At 72.8% G+C, this 15,837-nt stretch carries 15 protein-coding genes; 8 read left to right on the forward strand and 7 right to left on the reverse strand.

Annotated elements, in window-relative coordinates:
- Nucleotides 1-40 precede the first annotated feature (40 nt).
- Nucleotides 41-988, forward strand: a complete 948-nt coding sequence (locus tag ACLQ26_RS13690) for a prenyltransferase/squalene oxidase repeat-containing protein (RefSeq protein ID WP_425744817.1) — start codon at nucleotides 41-43, stop codon at nucleotides 986-988.
- On the opposite strand, the gene ACLQ26_RS13695 is transcribed toward ACLQ26_RS13690, so the two are convergent.
- Together ACLQ26_RS13695 and proB are read right to left on the reverse strand one after the other, a co-directional pair.
- Nucleotides 985-2,226 carry a glutamate-5-semialdehyde dehydrogenase gene (locus tag ACLQ26_RS13695; RefSeq protein WP_425744756.1) on the reverse strand — a complete coding sequence of 414 codons (1,242 nt, stop codon included), beginning with the start codon at nucleotides 2,224-2,226 and terminating at the stop codon, nucleotides 985-987. The genes ACLQ26_RS13690 and ACLQ26_RS13695 overlap by 4 nt on opposite strands.
- A 10-nt stretch (nucleotides 2,227-2,236) precedes the next feature.
- On the reverse strand, nucleotides 2,237-3,394 hold the full coding sequence (gene proB / locus ACLQ26_RS13700) for a glutamate 5-kinase (RefSeq protein WP_425744757.1): 1,158 nt from the start codon (nucleotides 3,392-3,394) through the stop codon (nucleotides 2,237-2,239).
- Between the two features lie 13 nt (nucleotides 3,395-3,407).
- Between proB and ACLQ26_RS13705 the strand changes: the two genes are divergently transcribed.
- The 3 genes from ACLQ26_RS13705 to ACLQ26_RS13715 are packed head-to-tail and all read left to right on the forward strand — an operon-like array spanning nucleotide 3,408 to nucleotide 6,726.
- Nucleotides 3,408-3,722: an MGMT family protein gene (locus ACLQ26_RS13705; protein WP_425744758.1), complete on the forward strand. Its 315-nt coding sequence runs from the start codon at nucleotides 3,408-3,410 to the stop codon at nucleotides 3,720-3,722.
- Between the two features lie 32 nt (nucleotides 3,723-3,754).
- Nucleotides 3,755-5,227, forward strand: a complete 1,473-nt coding sequence (locus tag ACLQ26_RS13710) for an MFS transporter (RefSeq protein ID WP_425744759.1) — start codon at nucleotides 3,755-3,757, stop codon at nucleotides 5,225-5,227.
- Nucleotides 5,224-6,726 (forward strand): pyridoxal phosphate-dependent decarboxylase family protein, encoded by a 1,503-nt coding sequence (locus tag ACLQ26_RS13715; protein WP_425744760.1) that lies wholly within the window; start codon nucleotides 5,224-5,226, stop codon nucleotides 6,724-6,726. Before ACLQ26_RS13710 ends, ACLQ26_RS13715 begins: the two co-directional genes overlap by 4 nt.
- 162 nt (nucleotides 6,727-6,888) lie before the next feature.
- Here ACLQ26_RS13715 and ACLQ26_RS13720 read toward each other — a convergent pair whose 3' ends face one another.
- From ACLQ26_RS13720 to ACLQ26_RS13730, 3 genes are all read right to left on the reverse strand, one after another.
- Nucleotides 6,889-7,833 (reverse strand): hypothetical protein, encoded by a 945-nt coding sequence (locus ACLQ26_RS13720; RefSeq protein WP_425744761.1) that lies wholly within the window; start codon nucleotides 7,831-7,833, stop codon nucleotides 6,889-6,891.
- 126 nt (nucleotides 7,834-7,959) lie between these two features.
- Nucleotides 7,960-9,156 (reverse strand): hypothetical protein, encoded by a 1,197-nt coding sequence (locus tag ACLQ26_RS13725; protein WP_425744762.1) that lies wholly within the window; start codon nucleotides 9,154-9,156, stop codon nucleotides 7,960-7,962.
- Entirely contained in the window at nucleotides 9,149-9,718 is a 570-nt protein-coding gene (locus ACLQ26_RS13730) for a SigE family RNA polymerase sigma factor (protein ID WP_425744763.1), read from the reverse strand. Before ACLQ26_RS13730 ends, ACLQ26_RS13725 begins: the two co-directional genes overlap by 8 nt.
- A gap of 135 nt (nucleotides 9,719-9,853) precedes the next feature.
- Here ACLQ26_RS13730 and ACLQ26_RS13735 point away from each other — a divergent pair, with 135 nt between their 5' ends.
- Both ACLQ26_RS13735 and ACLQ26_RS13740 read left to right on the forward strand, forming a co-directional pair.
- Complete coding sequence (locus ACLQ26_RS13735) at nucleotides 9,854-10,435, forward strand: NADH-quinone oxidoreductase subunit B (protein WP_425744764.1); 582 nt, start codon at nucleotides 9,854-9,856, stop codon at nucleotides 10,433-10,435.
- Between the two features lie 36 nt (nucleotides 10,436-10,471).
- Nucleotides 10,472-11,788: a DUF2252 domain-containing protein gene (locus tag ACLQ26_RS13740; protein WP_425744765.1), complete on the forward strand. Its 1,317-nt coding sequence runs from the start codon at nucleotides 10,472-10,474 to the stop codon at nucleotides 11,786-11,788.
- Between the two features lie 17 nt (nucleotides 11,789-11,805).
- Here ACLQ26_RS13740 and ACLQ26_RS13745 read toward each other — a convergent pair whose 3' ends face one another.
- A complete protein-coding gene (locus ACLQ26_RS13745) occupies nucleotides 11,806-12,852 on the reverse strand; it encodes a glucose 1-dehydrogenase (protein WP_425744766.1) in 1,047 nt (348 codons plus the stop codon).
- A gap of 116 nt (nucleotides 12,853-12,968) precedes the next feature.
- Here ACLQ26_RS13745 and ACLQ26_RS13750 point away from each other — a divergent pair, with 116 nt between their 5' ends.
- Nucleotides 12,969-13,799 (forward strand): NADH-quinone oxidoreductase subunit C, encoded by an 831-nt coding sequence (locus tag ACLQ26_RS13750; RefSeq protein WP_425744767.1) that lies wholly within the window; start codon nucleotides 12,969-12,971, stop codon nucleotides 13,797-13,799.
- Nucleotides 13,799-14,761 (forward strand): complex I subunit 1/NuoH family protein, encoded by a 963-nt coding sequence (locus ACLQ26_RS13755; protein WP_425744768.1) that lies wholly within the window; start codon nucleotides 13,799-13,801, stop codon nucleotides 14,759-14,761. Before ACLQ26_RS13750 ends, ACLQ26_RS13755 begins: the two co-directional genes overlap by 1 nt.
- 9 nt (nucleotides 14,762-14,770) lie before the next feature.
- Here ACLQ26_RS13755 and ACLQ26_RS13760 read toward each other — a convergent pair whose 3' ends face one another.
- Entirely contained in the window at nucleotides 14,771-15,790 is a 1,020-nt protein-coding gene (locus ACLQ26_RS13760) for a glutathione S-transferase family protein (protein ID WP_425744769.1), read from the reverse strand.
- Nucleotides 15,791-15,837: the final 47 nt, after the last annotated feature.

Raw genomic sequence — 15,837 nt, forward strand, 5'->3', positions numbered from 1 at the left:
CCGCGCCGCCCCGGCGCCGACGGTAAATCGACGCAGCTGGCTGCGTGCGGCGCTCGGGCCGGAGCGACGCAGCCAGTTCCGGCTGGCCGATTCACCGAGGCGCGATCGCGTCTGCGCAGGTAGCGTCTCCGCCGTGGTCGACTTGGAAGCCGCGATCGGGTTCGTCGTGGCGCATGGGGACGCGGTGGAACGCGCCCGCCTCTCCTGGCTGCGCAACAACACGCCGGTGCCGCCGGAGCTGTTGGAGACGGCCGAGGTCGGCCAGTCGCCGGACGGGGCCTGGCCGGCGACCTGGGGTGGCGAGGTCGCCTCGGTCGACGCCACCTGCTTCCGGCTCTCCGAGTTGGACGACCTGGGCGCGCTGGGCCGTCCCGCCGCCCGCCGGGCCCTGGACTGGCTGGCGTCCCGGCAGCAGCCCGACGGCGGCTGGGACGAGGACCTCTCACTGACCGGCTCGGCCCCGGAGTGGGCACGCCCGGGCGATCCGGAGGCCAAACTCTTCCTCACCGCCAACGCCGGCTTCTGGCTGACCGTCGCCGGCCTGGACGCCCGCGCCTCGGGTCCGCTGGATCACCGGGTCGGCGGGGCGTACGCAGGTGTGGTGCAGGCGGCGGCGCAGTCCATCGTCGCGCGGCTGCGCCCGGACGGCAGTTGGCCGTCGTTCCTCGCCGCCGGCTGGCTGGGCGCGGCCGTGCTGCACCGTCAGGACATGTTCCAGGAGTCGGCGCGGATCCAGGTGGTGCTCGCCGAACGGATGCCCACGATGTCACCGGGCGACGTGGCCTGGCTGGCGGCCACGCTGCGCCGCGTCGGCATCGACCACCACGACTGGATCATGGTGCGGGCGCTGCGGCGGCTCGCCGAGACCCAGCGCAGCGACGGTGGTTGGGAGAGCGACGACGGTCACCAGTTCGACGTGCACTCCACGCTGTCCGCGATCCGGGCCTGCCGACCGCCGGCGAGCGGAGCAGCCCCGCAGCCGGGCTAGCGCAGGTGCCCGTCCCCGGTGACGACGTACTTGGTGCTGGTCAGCTCGGGCAGACCCATCGGGCCGCGGGCGTGCAGCTTCTGCGTCGAGATGCCGATCTCCGCGCCGAAGCCGAACTCGCCCCCGTCGGTGAACCGGGTCGACGCGTTCACCATCACCGCCGCCGCGTCCACCCGGGCCACGAAGTCGCGGGCCGCGCTCGCCGAGTCGGTGAGGATCGCCTCGGTGTGCCCGGTGCCGAAGCGGCGGATGTGCGCGACCGCCGCGTCCAACGACTCGACCACCGCCACCGAGATGTCGGCGGACAGGTACTCGGTGGCGAAGTCCTCCTCGGTGGCGGGGACCACCGCCGCCGAGTACGCGGCCACCTCGGGGGAGCCGTGCACTGTGACGCCGGCCTCGGCGAACGCGGCAAGCACCGGCGGCAGGAACGCGTCGGCGACGTCGGCGTGCACGAGCAGCGACTCGGCCGTGTTGCAGGTGGACAGGCGCTGCGTCTTGGCGTTCAACGTCACCGCCACGGCCTTCGCCAGGTCGGCGGCGGCGTCGACGTACACGTGGCAGTTGCCCACCCCGGTCTCGATCACCGGCACTGTCGACTCCTCGACCACCGTGCGGATCAGCGACGCGCCGCCGCGCGGGATGAGCACGTCGACGAGCCCTCGGGCGCGCATCAGCTCCTTGACCGAGTCGCGGGAGCTGGCGTCGAGCAGCTGCACCGTGTCGGCCGGCAGGCCGGCCTCGGCGATCGCGTCGCGCAGCACCGCGACAAGCGCCGCGTTGGAGTGCGCGGCCGAGGACGACCCGCGCAGCAGCGCCGCGTTGCCGGACTTCAGGCAGATCCCGGCGGCGTCCACAGTCACGTTGGGGCGTGCCTCGTAGATGATGCCGACGACACCGAACGGCACCCGGATCTGGCGCAGCTCCAGCCCGTTGGGGAGGGTCGAGCCGCGGACCACCTCGCCGACCGGGTCGGGCAGCGCGGCCATCTCGCGCAGCGCGTCGGCGATGCCCGCCACCCGGCCCGCGTCGAGCGCGAGCCGGTCCAGGACGGCCGCGCTCAGCCCGGCCTCCCGACCGGCCGCCAGGTCCGTCTCGTTCGCGGCCAGGATCTCCGGGGTACGCGCCACAAGCGCGTCGGCCATCGCGACCAGCGCGGCGTCCTTGGCCGTACGCGTGGCCACGGCCAGGTCGGCGGCGGCGTCCCGCGCCCGTCGCGCCTGCTCGACGACGCTCATCATTGACTCCTTAGAGCAGCACGAGGTCGTCGCGGTGGACGACCTCCCGTTCGTACGCCGGGCCGAGCGCCGCGGCGAGTTCGGAGGTGGAGCGGCCGAGCAGCCCGGGCAGCTCCACCGCGTCGTAGTTGACCAGGCCCCTGGCGACCGGGGCGCCTGCGGTGTCGACCAGGTCCACCGGGTCGCCGGCGGTGAACGTGCCGTCCACGGCGGTGATGCCTGCGGGCAGCAGCGACTTGCGTCGGCCGACGACTGCGGCCACCGCGCCCGGGTCGAGGTGCAGACGCCCCCGGGGCGAGGTGGCGTGGGCCAGCCAGAACAGTCGGGCCGTCGGGCGCTGCCGCTGCGGGTGGAACAGCGTGCCCACGGGCTCGCCGGCCAGCGCCGACGCGGCCAGGTCGGCGGCGGTGAGCACCACGGGAATGCCGAAGCCGGTGGCGATGCGGGCCGCCTCGACCTTTGTCACCATGCCGCCGGTGCCGACCCCGGACCGGCCGGCGCCGCCGATGGTGATCCCGGCGAGGTCCTCGTCGCTGCGGACCTCAGCGATCCGCGTCGAGTGCGGGCGGGCCGGGTCGCCGGTCCAGAGGGCGTCCACGTCGGAGAGGAGCACCAGCAGGTCGGCGTGCACAAGCGCGGCCACCAGCGCCGCCAGCCGGTCGTTGTCGCCGAACCGGATCTCCTCGGTGGCCACCGTGTCGTTCTCGTTGACGATGGGCACCGCGTGCAGGTCGAGCAGTTTGCGCAGTGTGCGGTACGCGTTGCGGTAGTGCGCGCGTCGGGTCACGTCGTCGACGGTGAGCAGCACCTGCCCGACGGTGCGGCCGTGCCGGGCGAAGCTGGCCGCGTACCTGCCGATCAACAGGCCCTGCCCGACGCTGGCGGCGGCCTGCTGGGTGGCCAGGTCGCGCGGACGCCTGGTCAACCCGAGCGGGGCCAGGCCGGCGGCGATGGCGCCGGACGAGACCAGCACCACCTCGCGTCCTTCGGCGGTGAGCCGCCCGAGGGTGTCGACAAGCGCATCGACGCGCTCGTCGGCCAGTCCGCCCGTGGCGGTGGTCAACGAGGAGGATCCGATCTTGACGACGACCCGCCGGGCGGCCGTGACTGCGTCGCGCACCCGCCCATTCTGCGTGGTCACGCCGGCGTCGCCCGGTTGCGTTCCCATATGGTGGCCGATTGTGACTCCTGACGAGTACGTCGAGGCGGTGCTCGACCTGGTGGAGCGGATCCCGGAGGGTCGGGTGATGTCGTACGGCGCGGTCGCCGACGCCCTGGCCGAGCGCTCGGGGCGCTCCTCCGCGCGACTGGTCGGCAACATCATGGCCCGACACGGTGGCTCGGTGCCGTGGCACCGCGTGGTGACCTCGGCGGGGCGGCTGCCCCCGGGGCACGAGCGGGAGGCCCGGGCGCGGCTCCGGGCCGAGGGGACACCGTTGCGCGGCGAGGGTGTCGACATCGGTCGGGCGGGTTGGTCACCGGAGGAGGGGATGTGACCTCCGGCATAACGTGAGTAACATTCGGCCCCATGAACCAGCCGCCGGGTGCCGCCGGCCTGCCCGCCGCCGGCGCGAATGCGGCCAGCCTGCCCGCCGCCGGCGCGGACGCGTCCGGCCCGCCGGCCGACGGTCGGCTGCCCCGCCCGGTGCACGCCGGGTACGCGCTCGGCTCGCTCGCCACCGGCGCGTTCGGCACCGTGCCCGGCCTGCTGCTGCTGCCGTACCTCACCGACACGTTGGGCGTGGCCGCCGGGCTGGCAGCCCTGCTGGTGCTGCTGCCCAAGGCATGGGACGTGCTGGTCAACCCGGTCGCCGGGCGGATCTCCGACCGCACCCGGTCGCGCTGGGGCGCCCGCCGCCCGTACCTGCTCGTCGCCGGTCTCGCGCTCGCCGTGCTCTTCGCGGCCATCTTCGCCGCGCCGTTCGGCAACGGGCCGGCCGCCGCGGCGTACGTGGCGCTCGCCTTCCTCGCCACGGCCACCGCGTTCGCCTTCTTCCAGGTGCCGTACGTGGCGATGCCCGCCGAGATGACCGACGACTACGCCGAGCGCACCCGGCTGATGACCTGGCGGATCGCCGTGCTGGCGCTGACCATCCTGGTCTCCGGCGCGGTCGCCCCGCTGGTCGTGACGGCCGGCGGCGACGGTGTCCCCGGTCACCGCTGGATGGGCCTGTTCGTGGCGGCCCTCATCGCCATCGGTGCCGTCGGCGCGTTCCTCGGCACCCGGTCCGCTCCCGGTGGCACGGTCGGCGCCAGCGAGCCGACACTGCGCGCCCAACTCGCCGTGGCCGCCGCCAACCGCCCGTTCCGGGCGCTGCTGGTCTGCTTCGTGGTGCAGTCCGCAGGGGTGGCGACCATCCTCGCCGGGGTCAACTACTTCGCCGGGCAGATCCTGCGCGACGAGAAGAGCGGGCCGACACTGCTCTTCGCCTGCTTCGTCGGGCCGGCGCTGCTGGTGATGCCGCTCTGGTCCCGCGTCGGCGCCCGGGTGGGCAAACGGTCCGCCCTGGTCGCCGCCGGGCTGATCCTCGCCGTCGGGGCGCTCGCCCTGGCCGCCGCCCCGGTGCTGCCCCCGATCATCGTCTACCTGGTGGTCGCGGTCCTCGGCGTCGGGTACGCCGGGCAGCAGGTGTTCGCGCTGGCCATGCTCCCGGACTGCATCGCGTACGACACGGCACGTACCGGCCGGCGGCAGGCGGGCGTCTTCACCGGCCTGTGGACCGCCGGGGAGACCCTCGGCCTGGCCCTCGGCCCGGGCGTGTACGGGCTGGTGCTCCAGCTCTCCGGCTACGTCTCCTCCGACACCGGAACCGCCGCCGCGCAGTCCGACACGGCGCGACTGGGCGTACTCCTCGGCTTCACGATCATCCCGGCCCTGCTGCTGGGCCCCCCGATCCTGCTCCTGCGCCGCTACACCCTGACCCCCGCCGTCCTGGCCTCCGCGCAGGGCCAGCACCTCACGGCGGTGGGCCGCATCGAGAAGGGCACCAGAACTCCATGATCGACGAGAACACGGTCGGGGCGGGGGCGCTGTCCCGCGACGGGGTGGCCGCGGATGTCGCGTTGGAGGAGGTCCGGCGACTGCGCGCGGGCGACCGGCCCACCCACGGGGGACGGCTGTTCGCCTACGTGTACGACCCGGCGGTGCCGGGACTCGACGAGTTGACCGCCGCCGCCCACCGGGAGAGCGCCCACGTCAACGGACTCGACCCAACCGCGTTCCCCTCCCTGCTGGCCATGGAGAACGCGCTCGTCGGCGCCGCCGGCCGGGTGCTCGGCGGTGGGCCGGGGACGACCGCGCCCGACGTGGTCGGCAGCGTCACCAGCGGCGGCACCGAGTCGCTGATCCTCGCCGTCAAGGCGGCCCGGGACGCCCACCCGGAGATCGCCGTACCCCGGATCGTGGTGCCGTCGAGCGCGCACGCCGCGTTCGCCAAGGCGGCGCACTACCTGCGGGTGGCGCTGGACGTGGTGCCGGTCTCGGTGGACACGCTGCGCCCCGACCCCGTCGCGATGGCCGCCGCGATCCGCCCGGAGACGGTGCTTGTCGCCTGCTCCGCGCCCTCGTACGCGCACGGGGTGGTGGACCCGGTCGCCGAGATCGCCGCAGCGGCCGCCGACGCCGGGGTGCGCTGTCACGTCGACGCCTGCTTCGGCGGCTGGACCCTGCCGTACCTGCGTCGCCTCGGCGAGCCGGTGCCGGCGTTCGACTTCTCGGTCCCCGGGGTCACCTCCATCTCGGTCGACCTGCACAAGTACGCGTACGCGCCGAAGGGCGTGTCGGTGCTGCTGCACCGCGACGCCGCGCTCCGCGCCCCGCAGTACTTCGCGTACGCGGACTGGCCCGGCTACACGATGATCAATCCGGTGATCGCGTCCACCCGTTCGGGCGGGCCGATCGCCGCCGCGTACGCCACCCTGCGGCACCTCGGCGACGCTGGCTACCTGCGGTTGGCCGCCGTCACCAGGGACGCGGTCGCCGGCCTGGCCGACGCGGTCCGCGCCGTCGACGGGCTGCGGCTGCTGGCCGAACCGGAGTCCACAGTGGTCTGCTTCACCGCCACCGAGGGTGGCCCCGACCTGTTCGTCCTGGTCGACGAGCTGACCGCGCGCGGCTGGCACACCCAACCCCAACTGTCGTACGCCGGTCTGCCGGCAAGCGTGCACCTCACGGTGACCGCCTCGGTCGCGCCCCGGGTGGCCGAGTTCGGCCCGGACCTGACCGACGCGGCGGCGGCGGCCCACGCGGCCGGCCCGGTGCGGCTGCCCGCCGAGTTGGCGGCCCTGGTCGGCGCCCTCAGCCCCGAGGCGCTGACCCCGGAGTTGGTGGTCGGTCTGGCCGCCGGCCTGGGCCTGGGCGGCGAGCCGGACGGTGCGCCGCTGCCGGAGCGGATGGCGGTGGTGAACACCCTGCTCGACGCCGCCCCGCCCGCGCTCCGCGAGCGACTGCTTGTCGAGTTCGTGGGCCTGCTCCAACGCCCCACCTGGACGCAGCGCTGACCGTTTACCGACGGTGACCTGCCGCTCGGGGCGGCCGGCGGTGTTGTCGCCGAACGAACGGTCGGCCCTGAAGGTTCCGCTGCGACAGCGGTCGACCCCCGAGGACGCCGAGGGCCCGGGACCGCAAGCGGTCCCGGGCCCTCGGCGGGCGACGCGTTGAAATCAGCTGGCCGTCACGGTGAACGAGGCGGTGTTGTTGCCCGGGTTGGCGTCGGCCACCACGTCGCCGTCCCACCGGGTGTCGAGCTGGAAGGTGGCGGCACCGAGATCACCCGGGACGGTGCCGGGCTCCGCCCGGAGCAGCACGTCGAAGCTCCGCTCCTCGCCGGCCATGAAGCGCTCGCCCGGGACGACGAATTCGGTGAAGAAGCTCGGCAGGTCCTGCGGGTCGGTGCCCCAGATCTGCACGCCGGCCGGCAACGTGGTCGCTTCGACGAAGAGGAGGTCGTGCGCGGCGTCACCGGCCCACCGGACGGTCACCGGCAGTCGGCCCAGGTAACTGCCGTCCTCCTGCAGCACCAGGGTGGCCCCGGCGGCCGTGCTGATCGACGCCCGCGCCTGGCTGTCCTGCACGTACGGCACCGGGTTGCGCAGCGAACCCGAGGTGGAGCGGAAGCGCGCGGCGAAGCTCTCCGTGTCACCAATCGCCGGGTTGCCGTCGCCGACGTTCACCGACACCTCGCCCCCGGTCGCGATCATCGCCACCTTCCGTGGCGTGGTGAGCACCTGGAAGGCGACGGTGAACGACCGCCGCTCGCCCGGCTTGAGGTCGCCACCGGGCACCTCGCAGCCGACGACCCGGCGGTTGTCCTGCAGGCCCTGGAACACGCATGCGCTCTCCGGCGACACGTTGCCGATGGAACCGGCGACCGGCTCGACGATCGTGACGCCGAAGTAGGTGTCGGCTGTACCGCGGTTCGTCACCGTGATGGGCAGGTTGCCCTGGTAACCGCGCTCGGTCGGGTTGAGCACCAGCCGGCCCACCGAGACGTCGGCGTCGAGGCCGCGGCCGGCAGGTGCCGCCGCCGCGGGCGCGGTGAACGCCAGCAGCGCCGCTGCCGGGCCGAGCACAAGGGCGGTCAGCCGCCGTGCGGTACGAGTAGTCATGTCGAAGTCCTCCCGTGGATCCCCGTTGCTGGGCGGCGGCATCTCCGTCGCCCGATGATGTTCACACGTCCAATGTGGATGGATGGTTGCGGCCGGGTCTGTCGCCAATCTCACACCGCCGCGCGGCTAGCCGGCCGTCTTCAGCTCGACCTCGTTGTCACTCCACTTCAGATCGCTCCACCACCGCTCCTGGGAGTCGTAGTGGATGACCTGCAGGCTCGGCGGATTGTCGCTGCTCAGCGGCTCGTAGCGGAACGTGAAGGTGTACGTCTTCCGTCCCCCCGCCGGCAGGCCGTCCAGGACGCAGGCGTCCGGCCCGTCGGACCGCACCTTCCGGCACCGGGCCAGGTCCCCGCCGGCGGCCTCCCCGATGGTGTAGAAGTTGCTGAACCCGAGCAGGGGCACGTCCACGCTCCCCTTGTTCACCACCGTGACGGTCACCGTGGCGGCCCGCTTGCCCTTCGCGTCCGGTGCCCCGACGATCAGGTCACCGGCCGTCAGGGTGAGGTTGGTCAGCCGGGGGTCGACCCCGAACTTCGTCGGCCCGGCGGTCTGGTCGAACCGCTCGCCGGTCCAGGCGTACGTCCGCCACTGCCGCTGCGGCGCCCACTGCGGGGTGCTGCAGCAGGGCTGGATGTCCGCCACGTGCACCCGGATCTCTCCGCCGGCCTGCACGGCGAAGTCGGTGACGTCGTCCATCCCCTCCCGGGTGCCGACCACTCGGCCCATCGTCACCACGCGACCGGCCCCGTCCCGGTCGAAGGCGATCACCTGCTTGGCCGAGGCCTCGCCTTGGCGGCAGGCGACCAGGGCGACCGTCTCAGTGGCACCGTCGCCGTCGAGGTCGGCGTAGCGCTGTTCGCCCAGCAGCGTCGCCACCGAGTCCTGCTGCGGCCCGGAGCGGAGCCGGACTTTGTCGGTGAGGCAGGTCGTCGGGGCGCCCTGCGGCCAGCGCGGCAGGGCGAGCCGGGCGGCGAGCAGCTGCGACCGGGTGATCCGGCCGTCCGGCGCGGCCGAGGTGGGGCTGGCCGTGCTCGGTGCGGGCGAGGTGGACGGGGTGGGCGAGGCGCTCGTCTCTGACGGGCTCGGACTTACGGTCTGAGCCGGTCCGGGCTCGGGCGGCCGGTGCAGGGCCGCGTTCGCGCCCACCGGGATCGCCACGGCGAGCACCACGGCCGCCGCGGTGACCACCAGGGTGCGCCGGCGCCGACGGCGGACTGTCTCCCGCACCGCGGCCGTCCCGGCCGGGTGCACCGCCGGGGCGTACGCCTCGCGGAACGCGGCGAACTCGCCGCCGAGCAGGATGTCGTCGAGCTCAGTCATTGTCGCTCACCTCGTCTGTGGTGGCCAGGATGACCGCCAGGGCTGCCCGTCCTCGGTGCAGCCAGGACTTGACAGTTCCTTCCGGCACTCCCTCCTGCGCCGCGATCTGCACGACGCTGAGATCGGCCAGGTAGTGCAGCACGACGGCGCGGCGCTGGGTGGTCGGCAACTGGGCCAGGGCGGCGGTGAGCGCGACCCGGTCCGGCCCCGGCCCGGGCATGTGCTCCTCGCGCTGCCGGTGCAGCCACGACTGGGCTGTCCGCAGCCGTCGCCAGCGGCTGGTGGCCAGGTTCCAGGCGACCCGACGTACCCAGGCCACCGGATCGTCGTAGCGGGACACCCGCGACCAGCGGGCGAACGCCCGGCAGAACGCCTCCTGCACCAGGTCCTGTGCCTGCGACAGGTCACCGCAGTAGGCGGCGAGCTGGAGCGTCAGCGACCGGAAGTGCGCATGGTAGAGCCCGTCGAAGTCGATCACCTCGCGCTCCTGCGAGCGCGCCGACCGCTCCGCGGTCCCCTCGGGTGGCGGCTCGTCGAGCCGTGGCTCCCTCATCACCGTCATCTGGTCCTCCCCGTACGCGTGCCGCCGACGCGGTCACGTCGGTCACACGCCCTGACGCGGGTATCGGTTGCGCCGGTTGCCGCAGTGGTGCCTGTGGTTGACTGTCGACTCGGAGACAGCTGAGGGAGGCCCGAGGTGCAGCTACCGGCAGTGCTCGGTGAGCCGATCCGGTTCGTGCTGAACTGGGGACGCCGCTACTCGCTCTGGGTCTTCAACTTCGGGCTGGCCTGCTGCGCGATCGAGTTCATCGCCACCAGCATGGGTCGCCACGACTTCATCCGGCTGGGCGTGATTCCGTTCGCGCACGGTCCCCGACAGGCCGACCTCATGGTCGTCTCCGGCACCGTGACCGACAAGATGGCCCCGGCCATCAAGCGGCTCTACGACCAGATGCCCGAGCCGAAGTACGTCATCTCGTTCGGCGCGTGCTCCAACTGCGGCGGCCCGTACTGGGACTCCTACTCGGTGACCAAGGGCGTCGACCAGCTCATCCCCGTCGACGTGTACGTGCCCGGCTGCCCGCCGCGCCCGGAGGCGCTGCTGCACGGCATCCTGCGCCTACAGGAGAAGATCGCCGCCGAGCAGTCCGGCATCGGGGGTGTGCCCCAGCGGGACGTGCTGGCCGCGCCGCTGGACGCCCCGCCCCGCGAGGCCGCCGCGCCACGCTCGGTCGACTCGCTCACCGCCCCGCCGGTACGCCCACCCACCGTGAGCTGATCCCGGTGCTGGCCGGGCCCGGCTAGCCTGCGCACTATGAGCAATTCCGTGGACCAGCGGTCCGCCCACATCATCGACGTGCTCACCGAGGAGTTCGGCGCGTCGATGGCGATCGACCCGGCCGCCTTCCGCCGTAAGTTCCGCAAGATGGCCGCGTCGCCGTTCGCCTTCTACCGGGGCAGCGCCGCGTTGTTCTACGCCGACCAGCGTGGTGACTTCGCCGACGACAGCTTTCTCGACGAGCGGACGGGCCGGGTGTGGATCCACGGCGACCTGCACGCGGAGAACTTCGGCACCTACATGAACGCCTCCGGACAGTTGGTGTTCAACGTCAACGACTTCGACGAGGCGTACGTCGGGCCGTTCACCTGGGACCTGCGCCGGTTCGCGGCAAGCGTCGCGCTGCTGGGCTACAGCAAGGCGCTCTCCGACACGGCGATCGGTGAGCTGGTGGCCGGCTTCGCCCGCTCCTACCTGACCGAGCTGCGGGCGATCGCCGCAGGCGGGGACGACGCGATCGGCTCGATCACCCTGGAGAACGCCGACGGCGTGCTGCGTCGGGTGCTCCAGCAGGCCCGCCTCAACACGCGGGTCGACCTGCTCGCCGAGCAGACCACCGTCGACAACTACGAACGGCGGTTCTCCGTCGGCGACGGGGTCTTCGAGGTCGACGGGGAGACCCGGGACCGGGTTGTCGCGGCCTTCGAGGAGTACCTGGGCACCCTGCCCGCCGCCTCGGCTCGGCTGCGCCCGGTGGCGACGCGGATCAAGGACGTGGTGCTGCGCAAGGGGGTGGGTATCGGTTCGGCGGGCCTGCCGTCGTACAACCTGCTCCTGGAGGGGCACACGCAGGCGCTGGAGAACGACGTCGTGATCTACATGAAGCAGGCGCAGGTCCCGGCGGTTGCCCGCTACTCGACCGACGACTCGGTACGCGGCTACTTCCAGCACCAGGGTCACCGGACCGCCGAGTCGCAGCGGGCGTTGCAGGCGCACGCCGACCCGTGGCTGGGCTTCACCGAGCTGGACGGTGCCGGTCAGCTCGTCGCCGAGGTCTCCCCGTACGCGGCCGACCTGGACTGGTCCGACGTCAACGAGCCGGACGAGCTGACCGGGGTGCTGACCGACCTGGGTCGGGCGGTGGCCCGGATGCACTCGGTCGCCGACGACGAGTCCAGCCACGACCTGGTGGACTACTCCACCGAGGAGGCGATCGTCGCCGCCGTGGACACCGACGCCTCGGGCTTCGTCACCCACCTGGTGGACTTCGCGCACGCGTACGGGGTTCGCGCCCGCCAGGACCACCAGCTCTTCGTGGACCTGTTCCGCAACGGCAAGCTACCCGGCATCTGACGTCGGCGGACCGCCGGTCAGGAGGCGAACTCCAGCACCACCTTGATGTCGTCCGGGCCGGCGGTGTACGCGTCGGCGTACCTGTTCACCGGGACCCGACGGGTGATCAGTGACTCCAACCAGACCTGGTCGGCGCGGGTGAGTGCCTGCGCGGCCATGGTCCAGTGCCGCCGGTTGGCGTTCACCGAGCCGAAGACCACGTTGTTCTCCAGCACCAGCGCCCGGTTGAGCGCCCCGGCGTCGAAGTCGATGCTCCGGCCGCCGCTGGAAACCCCGGCCAGGCAGACGATGCCGTTCGGTGCCGCCTTGCACATGACGTCGAGGACGACAGTGGGCGCGCCGGTGCACTCGATCACCACGTCCGGCTCGAAGGGCAGGTCGTTGACCGGCACCGTGTGGTAGGTGGCGCCGAGCCCGGCGACCAGCTCCGGCTTGGGCCCGTCGGTGGCCCGGTCCAGCACGTGGACTGCGAGCCCGCGCTGGGTGCCGAGCAGAGCGGCCAGCAGCCCGATCGGCCCGGCGCCGGTCACCAGGACGGTGTGCGGCTGCCACTCGGCCCGGTGGCCGATCCGCTCGATGTGGTCCCACGCCTTGGCCACCACGCTCGTCGGCTCCAACAGCACGCCGACCTGGGCCAGCGCCGGGTCGAGCTTGACCGCGAACTGGGGCTCGATCCGCCAGCGGTCCCGCGCGAACCCGGGCAGCGCCTTGATCCCGTGCTCGGTGTACAGACCGTTGCGGCACATGTCCCACTCGCCGACCGCGCAGTTGGGGCAGGGCACCGGGTCCGGATGCCTGACGATGCCGGCCACCAGGTCGCCGGGTTGCACGGTGCCGGTCGGGTCCTCCAGCACCCGGCCCAGCGACTCGTGGCCGATGACCAGGCGGTCCGCACCGGGTGGCGCCTCGCCGTACACACCGGAGATGATCTCGTGATCGGTGCCGCAGATCCCCACGGCCAGTGCCTCGACCAGGACCGCGCCCTCCTGGGGCGCCGGCTCCGGCTGATCCTCGGCGAGGCTCAGCGAGTTGGCGACCCCTGGTTTCACTGTGACAGCGCGCACGCCCTCATCCTTCCCCGTCGGCGGGCCGGCCGCTCGGTAAAGCGGGCAGATCACCGGGGGTCGGTCGTGGACCGCGGGCCGGGTCGGCGGGGGGCGGACGCCCTAGGATCAGCGGCATGACTGGAGAAGAGGTCGGCGCTCGGCTGGTCGCGCTGCTCGCGCCGGTCGAGGCGACCCCGTCGGTCTCCGGCGGGCAGCGGTTCGCCCGGGCCACCGTCGACGTACCCCCGACGAGCTGGTCGGCCGCCATCCGCGTCGCCCGCGACGACAGCGAGCTGGCCTGCGACTTCTTCGACTGGCTCTCGGCTGTCGACGAGTTGGCCGAGGGCTTCGACGTGGTGGCGCACCTCTGGTCGACGCGGCACCGGCACGGCGTGCTGCTGCGCACCCGGGTGCCCCGCGACGCGCCCTCGGTGGCCTCGGTGGTCGACGTCTATCCCGGTGCCGCGTGGCACGAGCGGGAGACACACGAGATGTTCGGCATCGACTTCGACGGCCACGGAGAGCTGCGACCGCTGCTGCTGCCCCCGGAGTTCGAGGGCCATCCGCTGCGCAAGGAGTTCGTGCTCGCGTCGAGGGTGGCGAAGCCCTGGCCGGGCGCGAAGGAGCCGGGCGAGTCGGAGGCCGGCGGTGGCCGTCGACCGATCCGCCCGCCGGGCGTGCCCGCTCCGGGCGAGTGGGGAACGACGCCGACCCCTGCCGGCGCGGGCGGCGTGGGGGAGGGGCCACGCGGCGGCACCCCGGCCCGACCGGCCGTCGAGCGACAGGCGCGGCCGGCCCCGGGGGCCCGTCCGGCGCGTACTCCCCGGGCCGCCGGCACGGCCGACGGCCCGTCGCCGGCCGACAAGCAGGCGCCCGGCGCAGACCCGACCGCATCCCGTGGCGAGCCCGTCGCGGACCCGCCGGCAGGCGATGACCGGCCCGACCACGACGGGGGTACGGCCTGATGCCGCTCTGGGTGGAGCTGGTGCTCCGGGTGGGCGGCGTGGTCGTCGCGTTCCTCACCCTGCCGCTGCTCGTCGGCCAGACCGAGCACAAGGTGATGGCGCACATGCAGGGTCGCCTCGGCCCGATGTACGCGGGTGGCTTCCACGGTTGGGCGCAGCTCGTGGCGGACGGCGTCAAGTTCGTGCAGAAGGAGGACATCACCCCACGCGAGGCGGACCGGGCGGTGTTCCGGCTGGCGCCCGCGGTGGCGCTGGTGCCCTATCTGCTGGTGCTGCTGGTCATCCCGCTCGGCCCGAACGACCTGGTCGGGCAACCGTTGGACATCGGCCTGTTCTTCGTGCTGGCCGTGGTCGGCATCGGAGTGGTGGCGGTGCTCATGTCGGCGTGGGCGTCGGCCAACAAGTACAGCCTGCTCGGCGGGCTGCGCGGGGCCGCCCAGCTACTCGGCTACGAGCTGCCGCTGGTGCTGGCCGCCGCCTCGGTGGCGATGGCGGCGGGCACGCTCAGCCTGTCCGGCATCGTGCAGGCGTGGCAGCCGTGGTGGCTGCTCTGGCAGGCCCCCGCGATGATCATCTTCTTCGTCGCCGGGCTGGCCGAGATCCGCCGGCCGCCGTTCGACATGCCGGTGGCCGACTCGGAGCTGGTCTTCGGCTACATGACCGAGTACACGGGGCTGCGGTTCGCGTTCTTCCTGCTCGCCGAGTACGTCGGCATCGTGGTGATCGCCGCGCTGACCACCGTGCTGTTCCTCGGCGGCTGGCAGGGCCCGTTCGCCGACGACCAGCTCGGCTGGCTCTGGACGCTGCTCAAGATCTTCGCGGTGGCCTTCGTGATCATCTGGCTGCGGGTGTCCTACCCCCGGCTGCGCGAGGACCAGCTCCAACGCCTCTGCTGGCTGGTCCTGGTGCCCGCGTCCCTGGCACAACTGGTCCTCACGGCAGCCGTCCGAGTAGCCCTCTAGGCACCCCGGTCAGCGCAGCGGGGTGTGGGCCGGGTCGACCGGCTCGGCAGGCGGTGGGGGTGGGCTGCCGTCGCCGAAGGGGCGACCACCCAGGGCTTCCCGACCGTGCGGGGTGACCCAGTTGGACAGGTCGGGGCCGAGCGGCACGATCCCGGTCGGGTTGATGTCGCGGTGCACCTCGTAGTAGTGCCGCTTGATGTGGTCGAAGTCGATGGTGTCGCCGAACCCGGGGGTCTGGAACAGGTCCCGGGCGTACGCCCACAGCACCGGCATCTCGCTCAGCTTCTGCCTGTTGCACTTGAAGTGGCCGTGGTAGACCGGGTCGAAGCGGACCAGCGTGGTGAACAGCCGCACGTCGGCCTCGGTGATGGTGTCGCCGACCAGGTACCGCTGGTCGGTCAGCCGCTCGGTCAACCAGTCCAGCCTGTCGAACAGGCGGTGGTACGCCTTGTCGTACGCCTCCTGGCTGCCCGCGAACCCGCACCTGTAGACGCCGTTGTTGACGTCGCGGAACACCACGTCGTTGACCTCGTCGATCTGCTGCCGCAAGTGCTCCGGGTAGAGCTGCGGGGCGCCCTCGCGGTGGTACGCGGTCCACTGGGTGGACAGGTCGAGGCTCATCTGCGCGTAGTCGTTCGTCACCACCTGACCGGTGGGCACGTCCACAATCGCCGGCACGGTGATGCCGCGCTCGTAGCCGGGGAAGCGCTTGAAGTACGCCTCCTGGATGCGCTCGATGCCGAGCACCGGGTCCCGGCCACCCGGGTCGAGGTCGAAGGTCCAGCTCCGCGCGTCGTGGGTCGGGCCGGCCACCGCCATCGAGATGGCGTCCTCCAGGCCGAGCAGCCGCCGCACGATGATCAGACGGTTGGCCCACGGGCAGGCCCGGCTGACCGCCAGCCGGTACCGGCCCGGCTCCACCGGATAGCCGTCCCGGCCGTCAGCCGTGATCCGTGTGGCGATGTACCGCTGGTCCCGGGTGAACTCGCCACCCGGCTCGACGTACTTGCCGCCTGTTTCCTCGCCCACGTCACCCTCCCGGTCCGGTTCATTGTCTCTACCCCATCCTTACGGAT

The sequence above is a fragment of the Micromonospora sp. DT43 genome, from assembly GCF_049841645.1.
Classification (GTDB): domain Bacteria; phylum Actinomycetota; class Actinomycetes; order Mycobacteriales; family Micromonosporaceae; genus Micromonospora.

Excerpts from the sequence above, each read along its gene's own strand:
- ACLQ26_RS13695 (WP_425744756.1), bottom strand. The coding sequence starts at position 2,226 with ATGAGCGTCGTCGAGCAGGCGCGACGGGCGCGGGACGCCGCCGCCGAC.
- proB (WP_425744757.1), bottom strand. The coding sequence starts at position 3,394 with ATGGGAACGCAACCGGGCGACGCCGGCGTGACCACGCAGAATGGGCGG.
- ACLQ26_RS13710 (WP_425744759.1), top strand. The coding sequence starts at position 3,755 with ATGAACCAGCCGCCGGGTGCCGCCGGCCTGCCCGCCGCCGGCGCGAAT.
- ACLQ26_RS13715 (WP_425744760.1), top strand. The coding sequence starts at position 5,224 with ATGATCGACGAGAACACGGTCGGGGCGGGGGCGCTGTCCCGCGACGGG.
- ACLQ26_RS13720 (WP_425744761.1), bottom strand. The coding sequence starts at position 7,833 with ATGACTACTCGTACCGCACGGCGGCTGACCGCCCTTGTGCTCGGCCCG.
- ACLQ26_RS13725 (WP_425744762.1), bottom strand. The coding sequence starts at position 9,156 with ATGACTGAGCTCGACGACATCCTGCTCGGCGGCGAGTTCGCCGCGTTC.
- ACLQ26_RS13730 (WP_425744763.1), bottom strand. The coding sequence starts at position 9,718 with ATGACGGTGATGAGGGAGCCACGGCTCGACGAGCCGCCACCCGAGGGG.
- ACLQ26_RS13740 (WP_425744765.1), top strand. The coding sequence starts at position 10,472 with ATGAGCAATTCCGTGGACCAGCGGTCCGCCCACATCATCGACGTGCTC.
- ACLQ26_RS13750 (WP_425744767.1), top strand. The coding sequence starts at position 12,969 with ATGACTGGAGAAGAGGTCGGCGCTCGGCTGGTCGCGCTGCTCGCGCCG.
- ACLQ26_RS13755 (WP_425744768.1), top strand. The coding sequence starts at position 13,799 with ATGCCGCTCTGGGTGGAGCTGGTGCTCCGGGTGGGCGGCGTGGTCGTC.